The sequence below is a fragment of the Pseudoalteromonas sp. MT33b genome, from assembly GCF_014117385.1.
GTDB lineage: Bacteria > Pseudomonadota > Gammaproteobacteria > Enterobacterales > Alteromonadaceae > Pseudoalteromonas > Pseudoalteromonas lipolytica.
The window spans coordinates 1076463-1094768 of the sequence record NZ_CP059831.1; the positions used below are offsets into that span (position 1 = coordinate 1076463).

Below are 18306 nucleotides of genomic sequence, written 5' to 3' on the forward strand. Positions count from 1 at the left end.
CTTTAATGAAACTCAATCGCTTCAACTTTGTCTACAGAGAATTCAGGTATTAAGGACTTTAATGATTTTTAAACACTTAGCATTGACAGCTGTGGCTATTTTTTCTTTAAGTGCATGTCAAACAACTTCTCAGCCTGAGTCAGTCCCTATTGTTAATGTGCCGTTCACCGCACCATTAGCGTCTGATTTTCGAAATGAAATTACCATAGCCCGTTATTCAGAGCTGCTTAATCGCACCGATTTAAGTGCAGAACAACAAGCAAAACTTTATTATGATCGCGGTGTGTTATTTGACAGTTTGGGCATGTCGACATTAGCGCGTATAGACTTTAATCGGGCCATTAAACTAAAGCCTGATTTAGCAGAAGTGTATAACTTTTTAGGTATTCATCACACGCTTATGCAACAGTATGAGCAGGCGTATGAGCTTTTTGACTCGGCGCTGGAACTCAATGAACAGCATGAATATGCTTACTTAAACCGCGGAATTGCGTTGTATTATGGAAATCGTCCATTATTAGCACAAGACGACTTACAGCAGTTTTTAGACCGCTCACCCAGTGACCCTTATCGTGTTTTATGGCTTTACCTAGCACAAGCAGACGCTGACAAGCAGCAAGCGCTGATTGATTTAAAAGCCAATTCACAAGGGGTTGACGAATCCCAATGGGGTTATCAATTACTTGCATTGTATTTAGGCGAAATCAGTGAGTTTGAATTCTTATCAGGTATTATTGAAGGGGTTACTTCTGAGCAAGAGTATGCGCATCGTTTATGCGAGGCGTATTTCTATTTAGCTAAATTACATCAAGCAGCAGGTAATGATTACATTGCGGCTGATTATTTTAGGCTTGCCCTTGCAACAAATGTGCATGAGTTTGTTGAATATAAATATGCGCGTCTAGAGCTTGAGTTAATGGCTGGTGAAGACGCGAGCTAATGTTTACCTGATAGGCGGGTTATTACTGAGCTTGAGCACTCTCTCAAGCTCAGTATCTGACTTCACGCCTTCGTATCTTTATTATTTTAATAAAAATCCAACACGTGCTGTGGCCATTTTCTATTTGGCTCCCACTGTTGTGAGTTCAAACCTTACCCTTGTTGATAATGTTCAATTACGGCAACTCGCTGAACTAGGTGAGTTAGATGCTCATTACCAACTCGCATTACGCTTTCTACAACAAGGTAACCCTGCGGCAGCTAAGCTGTGGTGGCAATCCGAGTTTGATAATTATGCTGTGGACCAGCAACAAGCCTTAGCAGACAACTTGATTGCTCAGCAGCAGTGGCAGTCAATTGAATGGTTGTGGCAAACGAATCGTTTGCCACAAGGCGATGCGAGGCAAGCTTGGTTGTTACGCCAGCGCTCGGATGCAGAGTATATAAAGGCCGATTTTGCAAAACGTCACAATTTTTCACTGTCATTACACACAGTGAGTGTCATGTCACAGTGTAAATTTAATGTGTTGATGTTGACTGATCATCATGCAGGAATTAATGCACTGAAATCATTTAAACGTTTTTACCAAGCTAAACCAGAGCCAGAGAAGAATAGTTTTTGCTTTAGCGAAATTGTCTACGTTGGCGATCAGTTTTCTTGCCGTAATCATGATATGGCAGTTCAGTGTAATTGGGAAAACGCTGTTGCATACAATTGGCCTGCAGGCTTTGACTTTATCGTAATGATGTCAGAGTCGGGCGCGGCAAATGTGGTTGGGGGGATTATGCATATTAATTCTCAACAGAGCTATCAAGTGTTTTTGCATGAGCTAATGCACTTTAATGGTTTTGAGGATGAATACCCACTTCCAGAGAAAAAACAGCAGTGGTTGTGTAAACAGCAGGGTAAAGTGGCGCCTAATTTATTCATTGCCAATGATGTATTGCCACCAAGTGGTTGGCAGAAGAGCCGCGCATGCAAGAATTCAATGGCGTATAAACCCAGTCCTAATTGGTCAATTATGCAATACCAAACAATGGCGTTATCACAGCAATACAGACAACTTTGGCAAAAACAAATTAACCAGCCCTTAACAAAGCCGATAAGGTTTCTTGATTACTTCACGTTTTTAGGTGTAAAGCCAACGATAACAACAACTTCAAGCTTGGATAAATTTTCTGACTAATCGTAGAATTATTGCTATTTTAACACACAAAGCGGTTAAAAAATGTGCAAATAGGCTGCTCTCCTATAGACAAAATAGCACCTGATCAGTATAACTATACGCACTGTAAGCTTTTTTTGAAGCCAACTTTTAACCATCCAAATGAACAGTACGCACCTAACTATAACTAGCAGCGGTATTGATATTCTTATGACACAAAAAGGCTCCTTATTATGACTTTGCTCTGGATACCCCTGTTATCCTTAATCGGCAGTGTTATTTCATCCTGCACTTCAAAACTAACGCGAAATCAAAGTACGGCTTTGACCATGTTAGCGCCTTTGATTGCCCTTGGAATTGTATTCTCGTTTACGCCTGCGGTTTTTTCTGGCGAAATAATCCGTTATAGCGCGGACTGGATCCCGCTACTCAACATGCAAGTTTCATTTAGGCTTGACGGCCTAACCTTGCTGTTTCTGTATATGATATTAGGCATTGGTGTCTTGGTCATATTCTATGCTCGCTATTACCTGAGCAAAGATGACTCTTTACCGAAGTTGTACTGCTATCTAATGCTATTCATGACAGCCATGGTTGGCATTGTTATGTCAAATAACGTGATTCAATTATGGCTATTTTGGGAGCTAACCAGCATTAGCTCGTTTTTACTAATTAGCTATTGGTGGGATAAGTCAGAAGCACGTAAAGGTGCGCGCATGGCATTGGCAATTACTGGTGCAGGTGGTTTAGCGTTATTAGCGGGTTTATTACTCATCGGCGATATTGTTGGTAGTTATAATTTAGATGTTATTTTAGCCAGTAAGACACTGATTCAATCGCATGATTTATATGAAGTGGCATTGGTACTTGTGCTGTTGGGGGCGTTTACTAAATCGGCGCAATTCCCATTCCATTTTTGGTTACCGCATGCCATGGCAGCGCCAACACCTGTGAGTGCGTATTTACACTCGGCAACCATGGTTAAAGCAGGGATCTTTTTACTCGCCCGTTTTTATCCTGCCTTATCAGGAACCGATACGTGGTTTATTTTGGTTGCTATGACAGGGTTATCAACGTTGCTTGTTGGTGCTTACGTTGCGCTCTTTAAGCATGATCTAAAAGGGCTGCTTGCCTACTCAACAATTAGTCATTTGGGCCTTATTACCTTATTGCTTGGTTTAGATACAGAGCTTGCGACTGTGGCCGCTATTTTTCATATTATTAACCATGCGACATTTAAAGCGTCTTTATTTATGGCCACCGGTATTATTGACCATGAAACGGGCACGCGCGATATGCGTAAACTCAATGGTATGTGGCGTTTTATGCCATATACCGCCACATTAGCAATGGTCGCAGCAGCGGCAATGGCGGGTGTGCCACTACTGAACGGCTTTTTATCGAAAGAGATGTTTTTTGCAGAAACACTGCATCAACAAGTGCTTGGTTCAATGTCATGGTTAATCCCTGTTTTAGCGACCGTTGCAGGTGCGCTCTCAGTCGCTTATTCGGCGCGATTTATTCATGATGTCTTTTTTAATGGTGACCCAATTGATTTGCCAAAAACGCCTCATGAACCGCCGCGCTATATGCGAGTACCAATCGAAATATTAGTCGTAGTGTGCATATTAGTCGGTATGTTCCCGCATTTTGCGGTCAGCGATATTTTGGCTTCAGCGTCATTTGCCGTTTTAGGTGATGCGGCGCCAGCCTATAAGTTGTCTGTTTGGCATGGTTTAAACCTTCCGCTGTTAATGAGCTTTATTGCGACCTGTTGCGGTATCATCATTTATGTGCAGCGCAAACACCTGTTCCATTTCCAAGCATCGCTCCCCACGCTGAATGCTAAAAAAGGATTCGACCTTGGCTTGTACAGTGTTATTAAGTGGTCGCAACAGAAAGTTAATCGTATCGAAAATGGCTCACTGCAACGCTATGCTTTTGTGATGATTGCGGTGGTTCTTTTATGTGCAGGTTGGCCGCTATTTGAAATGCGCCAACTAGCAGGGGCAAGTGAACTAACGCCGATTGATTTTCATAATGCGATAGGGGCTGGCTTATTAATTATTGGTGCGCTGGCAACTGTTATTTGGCATCGCTCTCGTATGATTTCACTGATCATGATTTCAATCGTGGGCTTAATGGTATCGGTCGCATTTACTCGATTCTCGGCACCTGACTTAGCATTAACTCAATTAACGGTTGAAGTAGTGACTGTTATTCTACTGATGCTTGCGCTGTTTTTCTTACCACAGCGCACACCAAAAGAATCAAGCTCATTACGCATGTTACGTGACCTAGGTATATCCTCTGCATTTGGTGTTGTTATAGCAAGTATCTGTTATGCACTCCTAACTAGACCGCTTGAGTCTATTTCAGACTTTTTTGTGGCAAATGCAAAAACAGGCGGTGGGGGAACCAACGTTGTAAATGTGATCCTTGTTGATTTTAGGGGATTCGATACATTAGGTGAAATCACCGTGTTAGGTATCGCTGCACTGGGTATTTATAAACTATTAATTAACTTGCCATTATTTATGCCAGCAAGTGACAGTGAAGGGCGACCTTGGGCACGTGAACGATACCCCATTTTACTTGCCAGTATTTCACAAAGCTTATTACCGCTTGCGTTATTGGTGTCTGCGTACATTTTCTTGCGTGGTCATAACTTACCAGGAGGCGGTTTTATAGCGGGGTTAGTGACTGCGATTGCCTTTATTTTGCAATATATGGCTAACGGTTCTAACTGGATTGCGGCACGTTTTGATGTGAATTACCGTAAGATTATCTCTTCCGGTATTGCCATTGCCTTATTCACGGGGTTAGGAAGTTGGGTGTTTGGGCGTCCATTCTTAACAACATGGTTTGATTATTTTGATATACCGCTAGTCGGCAAGACAGAACTTGCCAGTGCTATCATGTTTGATTTAGGTGTGTATTTAACTGTTGTAGGTGCAACGCTGATGATTTTAGCAAGTTTAGGAAAACTCACTGCTGATACACCCAAGCAAGAGGTAAATATTTAATGGAAGTATTGTACGCATCATGCGTGGGCGTGCTTGTCGCGTGTGGAATTTACTTAATTTTAAGAGCACGAACCTTTCCGGTGGTGCTTGGTTTAACCATGTTATCGTACGCGGTAAACCTATTTTTATTCTCATCAGGCCGTTTAACAATCAATAAAGCGGCTGTGCTTGGCAGTGGCAGTGAATATGCCGATCCGTTACCGCAAGCGTTAGTATTAACGGCCATTGTTATTGGCTTTGCAATGACAGCCTTTGTGGTGATTTTATCTATTCGTGGTCGCGCAGATTTAGGTAACGACCATGTAGACGGACACCTGGTTAAATCGTCGAAGGAGCAAAAATGATCCAGCATTTAGCTTCATTGCCTATTTTAATCCCTATGCTAACAGGCGTTATACTTTTAATGCCGCCCTGTGGGAAAAACCTCTATATTCGCCGTGTTATGTCGGTGATTATGGCTGTGATCACCGTACTCATTAGCGCTGGTTTATTAGTGTATGTGAATGATACTACGCCACTTGTGTATGCTATTGGCGATTGGTCAGCACCGTTTGGCATTGTATTAGTGGCCGACAGATTAGCGACATTGTTAGTGCTTTTAACCAGTTTACTGGGGGCTGTTGTTGTACTTTATAGCTGTGCCGGAGATGACAAAAAAGGCAGTTTTTTCCACCCATTAGTGCACTTTTTGATCTTAGGTGTGAATGGCGCGTTCTTAACGGGAGATGTCTTTAACCTGTTCGTCTTTTTTGAAGTATTGCTCATCGCTTCATACTCATTATTAATGCATGCTGGCGACAAACACAACACCCGAGCTGCGTTGCAATATGTGACTTTAAATTTAATTGGTTCAAGCGTGTTCCTGATAGCATTAGGCGTGCTCTACGGTGTACTAGGCACATTGAATATTGCTGATTTAGCCCAAAAAGTGCCTTTGCTTACAGGGGATGATGTTTATTTAGCAAAAATAGGTGGTTTGTTGCTTATTGTCGTGTTTGCGTTAAAAGGTGCGTTATTACCGCTGCACCTATGGCTGCCGAACACCTACGCAAGCGCATTACCGGTTGTAGCTGCACTCTTTGCTATTATGACTAAAGTCGGTGTATACGCCATGCTGCGTGTATACACCGTTATTTTTGGTGATAATGCAGGCGAGCTTGCGCACATGGCTCAACCTTGGTTATGGGGTTTAGCACTTGCTACCATTGTAATGGGGGCCATTGGTGTCCTTGCCAGCCAAGATTTTAGAAAACTGGTGGCTAACTTAGTCATCGTATCAGTCGGTACGTTAGTGGCACTTGTTGCGCTTCAAAATGTAGCGGCAACTGCGGCATTACTGTATTACTTAGTGCATTCGACTATCGTGTGCGCCGTGTTGTTTTTACTTGCTGACTTGGTCGCGCTTCAGCGTGGTAAAGTTGCAGACCGTTTAGTTGCAGGACGCGCTGTCGCTCAGCCGTTTTTGTTGGGGATTAGTTTTGTGATAGCCGCACTTACAGTTGTGGGTATGCCACCGCTGTCGGGCTTTGTGGGTAAAATTTGGATTTTGAAGAGTACCCTAGATAGCGAAAAAGCCATGTTATTTTGGCCTATTTACCTTTTAACGAGTTTGGCTGTTTTGGTGGCTATTTCTCGTGCAGGTACAAGCTTGTTTTGGGATCATAAACACAAAGACAGCGATGCAATAAAAGGCGTCAATGCACACCCACTGAAAGTGATTGCATTAATGACGCTATTAATTTGCTCGCCGTTGATGGTTATTTTTGCTGGGCCAGTGTCTGAATTTATGTTGGCGACCTCAGAGCAACTGTTCGACATAAACAGTGGTATCAATGATGTTTTACATGGAGGCCAGTAAATGCGGTTAGAAGCTCGTTTTCGTTGGCTACCTACGCCATTTCGCAGCGTATTATTATTTATTGTGTGGCTGCTGTTAAATAATAGCGTGTCACCTGGGCACCTATTGTTGGCTGCTTTCTTTGCTATCACGATCCCGTGGATTACTTTTCCATTTCGTGACCCGCAACCGTTAATTGTAAGACCAGGGCTGGCATTTAGACATTTATTGTTAGTTTTATACGATATTGTCACAGCCAATTTGCAAGTTGCACTTTTAATTTTGGGACCAACTAAAAAGTTGCGTCCGGGGTTTGTTAAAGTGCCTCTCGATTTAAGTCATGAAATGCCAATCACAATTTTGGCAAGCACCGTGTCGCTAACCCCAGGTACGGTAAGTGCTGAGGTGTATCCTATTCCTGAATCACTTGCGGAAGGGGAAGAAGTACAGCAACGCTATTTGTTAATTCATGTCTTGGACTTAGCAGATGAACAGGTGTTAATTAATACGATTAAGCAGCGCTACGAAGCACCGCTTAAGGAGATTTTTCGATGCTAGATACGGTTTTTTTAATTGTTTACGCCATGATCGCAATATCGTTATTGCTTAACTTGTGGCGTTTGATTGCAGGGCCATCAGTGCCTGATCGCATTTTGGCTCTTGATACTATGTTTATCAACACCATCGCATTGATCATTCTGTATGGGATGAGCATGGATACAGGGCTTTATTTTGAAGCGGCTTTACTTATCGCCATGTTGGGCTTTGTGAGCACCGTCGCTGTATGTAAGTACCTGCTACGCGGCGATATTATTGAATAAGGTAACAGATGATGAGTGAGTGGATTGTATCAATCTTATTATTAATTGGTGGTTGCTTTATTTTAATAGGCTCAATAGGGTTAGTTAAAATGCCTGATTTCTTCATGCGTTTACATGGGCCAACGAAAGCAACAACATTAGGTATGGCATCGTTACTCATTGCTGCCATGGTTTATTTTACTTACACCCACGATGGCGTGAGCGTAAAAGAAATTTTAATTTCTATCTTTTTATTAATTACCGCACCTATCAGTGGCTACATGCTCATTAAGTCGGCAATACATCATAAGCTACGGGCTAAAGAAGGCACAAAGGGCTTAGATAATATTGAAGACGATTAATATCTGAGCACACAGCATTGTGCGATCTGCGATGGTGGCTTTTATTGCGCTCGTAGATCGCATAAAATGCCCCGTCATTAAGCACACTAGGTAAATATGTCATTATGCGAGTAGCACTTGGAGTAGAGTACAACGGCGCACGTTATAGTGGTTGGCAGCGCCAGTCACATGTTAATAGCGTACAACAAGAAGTAGAAACTGCGTTGTCGCGCATTTGTAATCACCCCGTTGAAATAGTCTGTGCTGGCCGAACTGATGCTGGAGTGCATGGCACTGGGCAAGTCGTGCACTTTGATACACACGCAGAGCGTGAAATGGTCGCGTTTACGATGGGCATGAACACCTTATTGCCTAAAGATATCTCGATACGTTTTGCAAAGCCTGTTGATGAAGATTTTCATGCTCGCTTTAGTGCGACGGCGCGTCGATATCGTTATGTGATTTACAATTACACTTATCGTGGCGCAATTATGAGCGAAGGGGTGACGCACTTTCATCACCCACTAGATGAAACTAAAATGCAAGCAGCCTGTCAGTATTTAATAGGTGAGCATGACTTTACTTCGTTTCGCGCACTGCATTGCCAAGCGAATACGGCAAATAGAACGATTCATCACTTGTCTGTAAAACGTCAGGGTGACTATGTCGTTATTGACATTAAAGCCAATGCATTTTTGCACCATATGGTGAGAAATATCACGGGCTGTTTAATGGATATTGGCTTACACAAGCATGAGCCAGTGTGGTTAAAAGAATTACTTGATTTAAAAGAGCGTGCAAAGGCAAGTGCCACTGCAAAAGCGGCGGGACTGTATTTAGTGGACGTGGATTACCCTGAGCATTTTGGTATTCCTAAAACCCCATTAGGACCTTTGTTCTTACCTGATTCAGATAGTTAACTGCGAATGGCTCACTACTAAGACCAGTTTTTTATATCGTCTGCGGGTAATTCATGTTTTAATTGAAAAAATCTGTCTGCTTATTTCTTGTGTAAATTACTAAGTGGTATTTCACTTTAGCAGACTGCGACACAGAACAGTATTAAGAGAGTTGCAAATGAGTTGGTTAGAAAAAATCTTACCTAAAACGACTAAATCGTCAGGTCGAAAAGAAATCCCTGAAGGGGTTTGGGCTAAGTGTACAGACTGTGATTCAATTTTATATAAAGCAGAATTAGAAAAAGCACTCAATGTATGCCCTAAATGCGATCACCACATGCGTTTAAGTGGTCGTAAGCGTCTTGAAAACTTTTTAGATGACGCTGACCGCCAAGAAATTGGTGCACAGCATGAGCCAAAGGACGTTTTAAAGTTTAAAGACTCTAAAAAGTATTCAGATCGTATCACGCAGGCGCAAAAAGTAAGCGGTGAAAAAGACGCACTTGTTGCAATGAAAGGCCGTTTAAAAGGTATTCCAGTCGCTGCTGTTGCATTTGAGTTCTCATTTATGGGTGGTTCAATGGCGTCGGTTGTAGGTGCACGCTTTGTTGATGCTGTTGACCAATGTTTAGAGCACAACATGCCGCTTATCTGTTTCTCTGCATCGGGCGGTGCGCGTATGCAAGAAGCATTAATGTCATTAATGCAAATGGCTAAAACAAGTGCAGCTTTAGCTAAAATGAGCGAAAAAGGCTTGCCATTTATTTCAGTATTAACAGACCCAACGATGGGCGGTGTATCTGCATCACTTGCCATGTTAGGTGACGTTAATGTCGCTGAGCCAAAAGCATTAATTGGTTTTGCAGGCCCACGCGTTATTGAGCAAACAGTACGTGAAACGCTTCCTGAAGGTTTCCAACGCAGTGAATTCTTGTTAGAGCACGGTGCAATTGACATGATAGTTGACCGTCGTGAAATGCGTGACACCCTTGCTCGCATCCTCGCAAAATTTATGAACTTGCCTTCTACCGAACAAGAGCATAGAGTAGCGTAAATTTCAGCTTAACTGATTACACGCTATGACAGAAATCCTTCCTAGCCAATCATCGAGCCTTGATGATTGGCTTTGTTATTTAGAAAGTATCCACCCTGCAAATATTGAGATGGGCTTAGAGCGCGTTGCACGCGTTGCTAATCAAGTCGATTTACTCAATAGCCCTAGCAAAATTATCCTTATCGCAGGTACGAATGGTAAAGGCACGACTGCGCGTTGCCTTGAAAGCCTTCTTCTGGCGCAAGGCTTTAGTGTTGGTACGTATGCTTCTCCTCATTTAATTCGATATAACGAGCGAGTGCGTATTAACGGACAAGAGCTGGACGATCAATTTCATGTTGATGCGTTTGATATGCTCGAAAAAGGCCGAGGTGACACGTCACTGACTTATTTTGAATATGGCACCTTAGGCGCGTTAGCTATCTTTAAACGCCATGCTGTTGATTACGTGCTGTTAGAAGTCGGGTTAGGTGGACGATACGATGCAACAAATATTGTTACACCGCATGCCTGTGTGATTACTACCATCGACCTTGATCATAAAGAATACCTAGGTGATACACGTGAGCTTGTCGGTTACGATAAAGCCGGTATTTTTCGTAACAATACTCCCGCAGTTGTTGGCGATTTAAATATTCCTCATACGGTTACCGATTACGGTAATGAAATTAACGCGGATATGGTGTTATCTGGCCGTGATTTTACTTTTGCCGAGGACGCTGACGGGTTTAATTGGCAGTATCAGGGAAATAACTGGCGCTTTGCAAAGCCTGCCATCCCTTGTCAAAACGCTGCAACTGCACTGACCTTATTAAGCAAGCTTGCACTTTTACCACGTGAGCAGCAGGTGCGTGAGTGCTTGGCAAATTTAACGGTAGAAGGGCGCTTTCAACAATTAAGCGACACACCACGTGTTTTTACCGATGTTGCACATAATCCTGAGTCAGCACGTTATTTAGCGCGCAAATTAAGCGTGTATAAAGATCAAGGGTTTAAAATTCATGCATTAGTCGCTATGCTTGCAGATAAAGATAAAGTGGCTGCGATGTCGGCCGTGGCAGATGTGGTTGATGAGTGGTCATTAGCGAGCTTAGATTGTTTTCGTGGAGACACAGTTGAAAATCTAGCGAAGGCACTGGCTGAGACACCATCGACAGCACCCAGCACGCATTACCCCAATGTAGAAGCTGCGCTGGATAAAATAGTGCAAACAGTCGATGCGAACACCTTAGTGATTGTGTTTGGTTCGTTTATCACTGTGGCTGCAGCCATTAACTACTTTAAAAAATAGAGAGGAATTCGGTGAACGCAGGGTTTATTAATCGCTTAGTAGGGACCACCATTGTGGTTGTAGCGGCTATTGTCTTTATTCCAAATATTTTGGATGGAGAGAAGGTTCATTACACAGACGGCTTTAAAGCGATCCCTGAACGCCCAGAGTTCACGACGATTGACTTACAAGAGGCGATTGATAATAAGGTCGCCTCAACAGAGCAGCCCTTAGCAGCGCCGGAAGAAGATATTCAGGCTGATGACGCAAAGCTTGCTTCAGACCACGTTAAACAAATCGATGAACCCGCCAAAATGGTCGAAGCATCGACAGACGACACCGTGACTATTGCTAAAATAGAGCCTAAAGCGGAAGTTAAAACGCAAGTTAAAACGCAAGTTAAAGCGCAGCCTAAGCCTGCTGAAAAAACAGCAGAACCGGCACGCAAAGCCGAAGAAAACTTGACGCAAATGGCTTATGTGATTCAACTCGGTAGCTTTTCGCACGCTCCAAACGTTAAATCACTGCAAGAAAAGCTAAAAGCAAACGGCTTTAAAACCTTCACTCGTCCAATTAAGACCCCTAATGGCACTTTAACAAAAGTCTTTGTGGGTCCGTCACTGAATAAGAAAGAGCTTGAGAGTAAACTGCCCGAGTTAAAACAGCTAACCAAGTTAAATGGCAAAGTTACTCAGTTTGAAGTAACAAAGTGATCTAACCTAAGTTGCACGCTTTCATACCAATGCGCTTATTTAGTCCCTTAAAGTGATTTAGTCCCTTAAAGTGATTTAGTCTAATTGCGGATTGGTATAACCCCTTAACCCCCTAACGAATCCTGTAACAGCGACAAGGGGGCTTTAACCGAACGGGTGGCGATACAGCTCAAGTATCATTTAAGTTGCCACAACACCGTACAGCCCCCCTTGTAACGTGCCAAAGGGCATGGCTAAAACATGTTTTTACTGCCATGTTGATTTAGCCAAGATATCACTATTGCCTGCAATCAATGCCTTGTCTAAATACGTTTTATATCATGCTGAAATCTTGCATCTACAGGTGGTTTGGGTATAGAATGCGCCCCAAATTAACGACTAGTTGGTTATTATGATCTGGGTTGATTACGCCATACTTGGCATCATTGCACTGTCTACCATCATTGGCTTAATACGTGGCTTTGTAAAAGAAGCAATGTCATTGGCTGTATGGGCTGGCGCATTTATCATCTCTAGCTTGTTTTACCAATATTTAGCATCCTTCCTAACAAGTATTTCAGAACCCCTTTTAAGAAATGCTGCCGCAATAGCCATATTATTTTTTGCGACACTCCTGTTAGGTGGATTACTAAACTATATTTTAGGTGAGCTTGTACAACGTACTGGTTTATCTGGCACCGACCGTGTTTTTGGCATAGTGTTTGGTGCGCTTCGAGGCGTGTTGGTCGTGAGCGCGTTACTCTTCTTTCTTGATGCTTTTACCGGTGCGCCTAATACGCATTGGTGGGGCAACTCTATTTTGATTCCAGAATTTGGCTTTGTTGTTGAGTGGTTCTTTTCGTACCTCGAAAACAACTCAAGTTTTTTAAATTCTGTAAACCGTTAATCGGCGAGGATAAATTTAATGTGTGGTATCGTTGGCATAGTCGGAACTTCTCCTGTTAATCAGGCGATATATGATGGCTTAACTGTTTTGCAACACCGCGGTCAAGATGCAGCTGGCATCATTACCATTGAAAACAACACGTTTAGCTTACGTAAAGCCAATGGCCTAGTTAAAGATGTATTTCATACCCGTCATATGAAGCGTCTACAAGGAACGATTGGTATTGGCCATGTTCGCTACCCGACAGCTGGTTCATCTAGCTCGTCTGAAGCGCAACCTTTCTATGTTAACTCGCCATTTGGTATTGCACTTGCGCACAATGGTAACTTAACAAATGCAGAAGCATTAAAGCAGCAATTATTTTCAGAAGCTCGCCGTCATGTTAATACAACATCAGACTCTGAAATCTTACTTAATATCATGGCGCATGAGTTAAGTAAGCCAAATAAATTAAAGCTTGAAGCACAAGACATTTTTGATGCTGTCACTGAAGTAATCAATAAAGTAAATGGTGGCTATGCAACAATTGCAATGATCATCGGCCACGGTATTGTTGCTTTTCGTGACCCGAATGGTATTCGTCCGTTAGTATTTGGTAAGCGTGAAACGGCAAACGGCACAGAATATATGTTTGCATCAGAAAGCGTCGCATTAAAAACAGACGGTTTTGAGTTTGTACGTGATGTTGCGCCAGGCGAAGCGATTTATGTGACTGAAGACGGTCAGCTTTTCTCTCAACCTTGTGCTGAAAAAACGAGTTACTCGCCTTGTATTTTTGAGTTTGTTTACTTTGCACGCCCTGATTCAAACATTGACCGTATGTCAGTGTATGCAACGCGTGTCAACATGGGTACCAAGCTCGGTGAAAAAATTGCACGTGAATGGGCCGATAAAGACATTGACGTTGTGATCCCTATTCCTGAAACATCATGTGATGTCGCACTGGAAATTGCTTCTGTACTTAACTTGCCATACCGCCAAGGTTTCGTTAAAAACCGTTATATTGGCCGTACATTTATCATGCCTGGCCAAGAAATGCGTAAAAAGTCAGTTCGCCAGAAATTAAATGCGATTGACCGTGAGTTCAAAGGTAAGAATGTACTGCTTGTAGATGATTCAATTGTACGTGGTACTACCTCAGCGCAAATCGTTGAGATGGCACGTGAGTCAGGTGCTAAAAATGTATACTTTGCTTCAGCAGCGCCTGAAATACGCTTCCCGAACGTGTACGGTATTGACATGCCTTCGGCTGCTGAGCTGATTGCGCATGGCCGTGAAGTAGAAGACATTAATGCAAGTATTGGTGCAGATGGCCTAATCTATCAGTCACTTGATGACTTAATCTCGGCAGTAAGCCAAGAGAACCCTGAAATCACACGTTTTGAAACATCGGTATTTGATGGTCAGTATATTACGGGTGATATTGATCAGGATTATTTAAACCGCATTGACCGCTTACGTAATGATTCAGCGAAATCAACGCGTGAAAATGCAATGTCGTCAGGTTTAGAGTTACACAATCAAGAAGAGAATGGTGCTGATTAATTAGCAACTCGCTTGAATAATAAAAAAGGAGCTTGCGAGCTCCTTTTTTGTTTGTGGAAAGAAAGGATTTAATTCTCGTTAGGTAAACATAGGATGGACAATGCCGTTAGTCCACAAAATAGCGGTTGCAGCTAAAATAATAACCAATAAAATCAGTCCGCATGTGACCACTGAACTGGCATAAATAAAACCTCGCTCCTCAGGGATATGCATTAAAATGGGCACCCCTGTGTAGAGTAAATATACCGAGTAAGCAAGCGCGACCAAGCCTACACACACGACAAACCACAGCTCGGGTAGAAATGCAGCAAGCGATGACATAAACACCGGTGTTGCCGTATACGCAGCAAGTTCCAAAGTTTGTGTAAAGGTCGGTTTTGCACCAAACGTAACGGCCATCCAATGCGCAAGGTAGGCCAGCGCAAATACGCCTACTATTAGTGCAAAATACATCGCAACCGCGATAAGCAATGCACTATCATGGGTCAAAAAGACTGCCTCACCTGAGCCAATGCTCCAACCCAAATGAACTGAAGAGTAATACCCCATAATAGAGGGGATACACGCGATAAGTAAGATATGTGATAAGCTGTAACGCAAGCTTTCATGCCGGTTATCAATGGTTTGCCACTCTTCGAGTGGATGAGCATATAAGCCCCATAGATGGTTTAGAATCATAATTGTTGCCCCTGTAAAAAAGGAATATGAGCTGTTTTATTTTTGTACAGCTTTGATTAAGTTATGGTTCACTTATTAAATCTTGTCAAGAAGCTGAAATAATCGAATACTCAGTTAAGATGTAACTCTTTAGTGCATATAAGAAATTACTTTTGCCCTGATTTGGGTCATGGAGTGAAACGATATTTATGTGGTAAAATGCACGCTTGTTTGACGATGAGAATAGAATCAGTGCCTTACTCTGCATTATTAGCCCCGATACAGTCATTTTTGCAATGCGAAACACCCGATGAGTGGATTGTTGCGGCAACCAAAAAAGAAAACTTAGATATCGTATTAATCGATCACTTAATTTGTGAATTAAAAGCGGCACAGAGTGCGATGTTTTTAATTCGTAAGTATGCGGTTGATAAAGAAAGTGCGGATGCGTTACTTGAGTGGTTAAAGCCCTTTGAAACACTTATTTATAAGCGCGACGGCGATTGGCGTGAGCTTGCAGATAAAAACAAGCTGACTAAGTCGATGATCCCAAAGTCGGATTCACCTTATGGGCAAGATCTCATTGATAAAATGGTGATGCTGATTAAAGAAGAGCTGCATCATTTTTATCAAGTGCTTGAGATTATGGATGAATATGGCATTGAGTATAAAAGTATTACCCCATGTCGTTATGCCAAAGGGATGCTGCGCCACGTAAAAACTTACGAGCCAGATGCCTTAGTTGATAAGTTAATTATTGGTGCCTACATTGAAGCACGCTCGTGTGAGCGTTTTGCTAAATTAGCGCCGCATGTTGATAAACGCTTAGGTGATTTTTATATTTCATTGCTGCGCTCAGAAGCGCGTCATTACCAAGACTATTTAACACTTGCGCAAGAGATCAGTGAGTTCGATATCAGCGAGCGTGTCGAATTTTTTGCGCACATTGAAGCTGAGTTAATTTCAACGCCTGATGACGATTTTAAATTTCACAGTGGGGTGCCTGCTTAAGGCATCTCAGTGCGAAGAAATGGTGAGTAGAAGGCTTGTTTTTCTTTGTCACTTAGTTGATAACGATTAAGGATTATTTCTGCTTGGCCATTGTTAATTATTTCGACCAAGCCTTTTTCTAATTCGTTTTGAAATTCAATTGATTGAGGATGGCTTTTAGCTGAAATGATATAGAGTTGATGCGTTGCAAGATTGGGGTTTAACGCGGTAACAACCACATCGCTGTTTTGTAATTTACTATTATGTGCGAGCCAGTATTCAGCCACTTCTTGCGTACCTGCTACGAGGTCAACCCGTTCTTGCTGAAGCAAGTAAAGGCTTTCAACTAAATCACGTGTGGTTGTAACACCTAATGTTGTGTTGTTCGTAAATTCTTCACTACTCACATAATCTTCCCCCATACTAATGGTATAAGGTTTCAGAGAATCAACAGAGCCATTGTAACGAATTACGGCATCTTGGCGCTTAAACAAGACAACATGGGCAAAGCCGAGAGGTTTTGAATAATAAAATACTTTGGCTCGCTCTTCTGAGTAAAAAGCACCTAGAACAGCAATGTGCTTATGTCGTTTGGCTAATTTAAGTGCCCGAGCCCACTGTGTATATTCAATGACGGCTTTTTTATTTTGACTTTTTAAAGCGGCAATAACCACCTCATGAACCCAACCCGGTTTTTCACTATTATCGATTAGAAAAGGTGGGAAAGGCTCTGTGACTAACCGCCAAGTTTGGCTATTGAGTGTAAAGCAAACTAGTAAGCAGCACAGGCATGTTAATCGTGTAATCATAAAACGGCACGCTTTAAACGGAGACTCTGTTCAAGCATAGCTAAAATTCTTACGATTTAAAGGGGGTGTGGACGAGTTCTTGATTGTTGGGGGTTACTCTTAAATATGAGCCTTGTTCATACCAGTCACCTAACACAGTACGAATTAACGTTTTACCATTAACAGTGTATTGATGAACATTTGGGCGGTGTGTATGACCGTGGATCATATTGGCAACGTGGTGCTTTTTGAACATGGCAAGTACAGCTTCTTCGGTTACATCAAGAATTTCGAGTGCTTTACCTGCTTGGCTTTGTTTTGACTTTTCGCGGGCGTTACGGGCAATTTTCTTTCTGTACCATAGTGGCATCGCTAACATGAGCTTAGGCCACCACCAACCACGACTTTTTTTACGAAACTTCTGATATTCAATATCTTGAGTACACATTTCATCGCCATGCAGTAGCACCGTCGGCGTGCCATATAAATCAATAACAACCTGTTCAGGCAGCAACGTCATATTGGCGCTGTTGGCATAGCCGTCACGCATAATAAAGTCTCGATTGCCGTGTATGAAAAAAAGCTCAGTACCACTTTCAGCTGCTTGTCTTAAGTGTGCAGCGACACGTTCTGAAAGTGTCGTTTGATAGTCATCACCAACCCAAACTTCAAAAAAATCACCCAGAATATATAACGCATCTACGTCATCATTAATAATCTTCTCATCAAGAAAATCAAAAAATGCCGCAGTGATATCAGGGCGGTTTTCTGTTAAATGGAGGTCGGCAATAAAATAGCTCTGTTTCATAGTCACTCGCAAAAAAGCGGGCTTAAGCCCGCTTATAAAGACTCACCGTTAGCTTAGCTAACAGTTACTTTTTCGATAATTACATCTTCAAGTGGTACGTCTTGGTGGAAGCCTGCGCTGCCAGTCGCAACACCTTTGATTTTGTTTACGATGTCCATACCTTCAACTACTTCTGCAAATACACAATAGCCCCAACCTTGTGAGGTTTCGCTGCTGAAGTTTAAGAAATCATTGTCGTTCACGTTAATGAAGAACTGTGCAGTCGCTGAGTGTGGATCAGGCGTACGTGCCATGGCTAATGTACCAACTTTGTTTGCTAGGCCATTGTTTGCTTCATTTTGAATAGGGTTATTAACTTCTTTTTGAACCATACCTGGCTCAAAACCACCACCTTGAACCATGAAACCATCAATTACACGGTGGAAAATAGTACCGTTGTAAAAGCCTGCGTTTGCATACTCTAAAAAGTTTTTAACAGTGTTTGGTGCATCGCTTTCGTGCATTTTGATGGTGATATCACCAAAGTTTGTGTGTAGAACAACCATGAGGTTTCCTATATCTGGTTTAATAATGCCGTTATTTTATAG

19 protein-coding genes are annotated in these 18306 nt (G+C 42.3%); 15 read left to right on the forward strand and 4 right to left on the reverse strand.

The window, feature by feature from the left end; all coding sequences use genetic code 11:
- Positions 1-61: 61 nt before the first annotated feature.
- From nlpI to purF, 14 genes are all read left to right on the forward strand, one after another.
- Positions 62-940: a lipoprotein NlpI gene (nlpI, locus tag H3302_RS04985; protein WP_036969883.1), complete on the forward strand. Its 879-nt coding sequence runs from the start codon at positions 62-64 to the stop codon at positions 938-940.
- A 139-nt stretch (positions 941-1079) separates the two neighbouring features.
- Positions 1080-2126 (forward strand): hypothetical protein, encoded by a 1047-nt coding sequence (locus H3302_RS04990; RefSeq protein ID WP_167330959.1) that lies wholly within the window; start codon positions 1080-1082, stop codon positions 2124-2126.
- Between the two features lie 212 nt (positions 2127-2338).
- The gene (locus tag H3302_RS04995) at positions 2339-5131 is read left to right on the forward strand and encodes a monovalent cation/H+ antiporter subunit A (RefSeq protein WP_065978796.1); all 2793 of its coding nucleotides are present in this window, start codon (positions 2339-2341) and stop codon (positions 5129-5131) included.
- On the forward strand, positions 5131-5475 hold the full coding sequence (locus H3302_RS05000) for a Na+/H+ antiporter subunit C (protein WP_036969879.1): 345 nt from the start codon (positions 5131-5133) through the stop codon (positions 5473-5475). Before H3302_RS04995 ends, H3302_RS05000 begins: the two co-directional genes overlap by 1 nt.
- Positions 5472-6989: a monovalent cation/H+ antiporter subunit D gene (locus H3302_RS05005; RefSeq protein WP_182396213.1), complete on the forward strand. Its 1518-nt coding sequence runs from the start codon at positions 5472-5474 to the stop codon at positions 6987-6989. Before H3302_RS05000 ends, H3302_RS05005 begins: the two co-directional genes overlap by 4 nt.
- A complete protein-coding gene (locus tag H3302_RS05010) occupies positions 6990-7526 on the forward strand; it encodes a Na+/H+ antiporter subunit E (protein WP_036969871.1) in 537 nt (178 codons plus the stop codon).
- A complete protein-coding gene (locus H3302_RS05015) occupies positions 7520-7789 on the forward strand; it encodes a K+/H+ antiporter subunit F (RefSeq protein WP_036969869.1) in 270 nt (89 codons plus the stop codon). The genes H3302_RS05010 and H3302_RS05015 overlap by 7 nt, the downstream gene beginning before the upstream one ends.
- An 8-nt stretch (positions 7790-7797) precedes the next feature.
- Complete coding sequence (locus H3302_RS05020; protein ID WP_036969868.1) at positions 7798-8130, forward strand: Na+/H+ antiporter subunit G; 333 nt, start codon at positions 7798-7800, stop codon at positions 8128-8130.
- Between the two features lie 104 nt (positions 8131-8234).
- A complete protein-coding gene (gene truA, locus H3302_RS05025) occupies positions 8235-9029 on the forward strand; it encodes a tRNA pseudouridine(38-40) synthase TruA (protein WP_036969860.1) in 795 nt (264 codons plus the stop codon).
- A gap of 157 nt (positions 9030-9186) precedes the next feature.
- Positions 9187-10062 (forward strand): acetyl-CoA carboxylase, carboxyltransferase subunit beta, encoded by an 876-nt coding sequence (accD, locus tag H3302_RS05030; RefSeq protein WP_036969857.1) that lies wholly within the window; start codon positions 9187-9189, stop codon positions 10060-10062.
- 25 nt (positions 10063-10087) lie between these two features.
- The gene (folC, locus tag H3302_RS05035) at positions 10088-11353 is read left to right on the forward strand and encodes a bifunctional tetrahydrofolate synthase/dihydrofolate synthase (RefSeq protein WP_065978798.1); all 1266 of its coding nucleotides are present in this window, start codon (positions 10088-10090) and stop codon (positions 11351-11353) included.
- Positions 11354-11364: 11 nt separating this feature from the next.
- Positions 11365-12045 carry an SPOR domain-containing protein gene (locus tag H3302_RS05040; protein ID WP_182396214.1) on the forward strand — a complete coding sequence of 227 codons (681 nt, stop codon included), beginning with the start codon at positions 11365-11367 and terminating at the stop codon, positions 12043-12045.
- A 391-nt stretch (positions 12046-12436) separates the two neighbouring features.
- Complete coding sequence (locus tag H3302_RS05045; protein ID WP_036969851.1) at positions 12437-12931, forward strand: CvpA family protein; 495 nt, start codon at positions 12437-12439, stop codon at positions 12929-12931.
- A gap of 18 nt (positions 12932-12949) precedes the next feature.
- The gene (purF, locus tag H3302_RS05050) at positions 12950-14476 is read left to right on the forward strand and encodes an amidophosphoribosyltransferase (RefSeq protein WP_065978800.1); all 1527 of its coding nucleotides are present in this window, start codon (positions 12950-12952) and stop codon (positions 14474-14476) included.
- A 78-nt stretch (positions 14477-14554) separates the two neighbouring features.
- On the opposite strand, the gene H3302_RS05055 is transcribed toward purF, so the two are convergent.
- Positions 14555-15154, reverse strand: a complete 600-nt coding sequence (locus H3302_RS05055) for a Yip1 family protein (RefSeq protein WP_036969848.1) — start codon at positions 15152-15154, stop codon at positions 14555-14557.
- A gap of 231 nt (positions 15155-15385) precedes the next feature.
- Between H3302_RS05055 and miaE the strand changes: the two genes are divergently transcribed.
- A complete protein-coding gene (miaE, locus tag H3302_RS05060) occupies positions 15386-16144 on the forward strand; it encodes a tRNA isopentenyl-2-thiomethyl-A-37 hydroxylase MiaE (protein ID WP_036971653.1) in 759 nt (252 codons plus the stop codon).
- On the opposite strand, the gene H3302_RS05065 is transcribed toward miaE, so the two are convergent.
- From H3302_RS05065 to H3302_RS05075, 3 genes are read right to left on the reverse strand one after another with little or no spacing between them, the layout of a single operon-like run.
- Positions 16141-16932 carry an ABC transporter substrate-binding protein gene (locus tag H3302_RS05065; RefSeq protein WP_182396215.1) on the reverse strand — a complete coding sequence of 264 codons (792 nt, stop codon included), beginning with the start codon at positions 16930-16932 and terminating at the stop codon, positions 16141-16143. The genes miaE and H3302_RS05065 overlap by 4 nt on opposite strands.
- 49 nt (positions 16933-16981) lie before the next feature.
- Positions 16982-17719 (reverse strand): UDP-2,3-diacylglucosamine diphosphatase, encoded by a 738-nt coding sequence (locus H3302_RS05070; protein WP_182396216.1) that lies wholly within the window; start codon positions 17717-17719, stop codon positions 16982-16984.
- Positions 17720-17772: 53 nt separating this feature from the next.
- Complete coding sequence (locus H3302_RS05075; protein ID WP_036969841.1) at positions 17773-18264, reverse strand: peptidylprolyl isomerase; 492 nt, start codon at positions 18262-18264, stop codon at positions 17773-17775.
- Positions 18265-18306 lie beyond the last annotated feature (42 nt).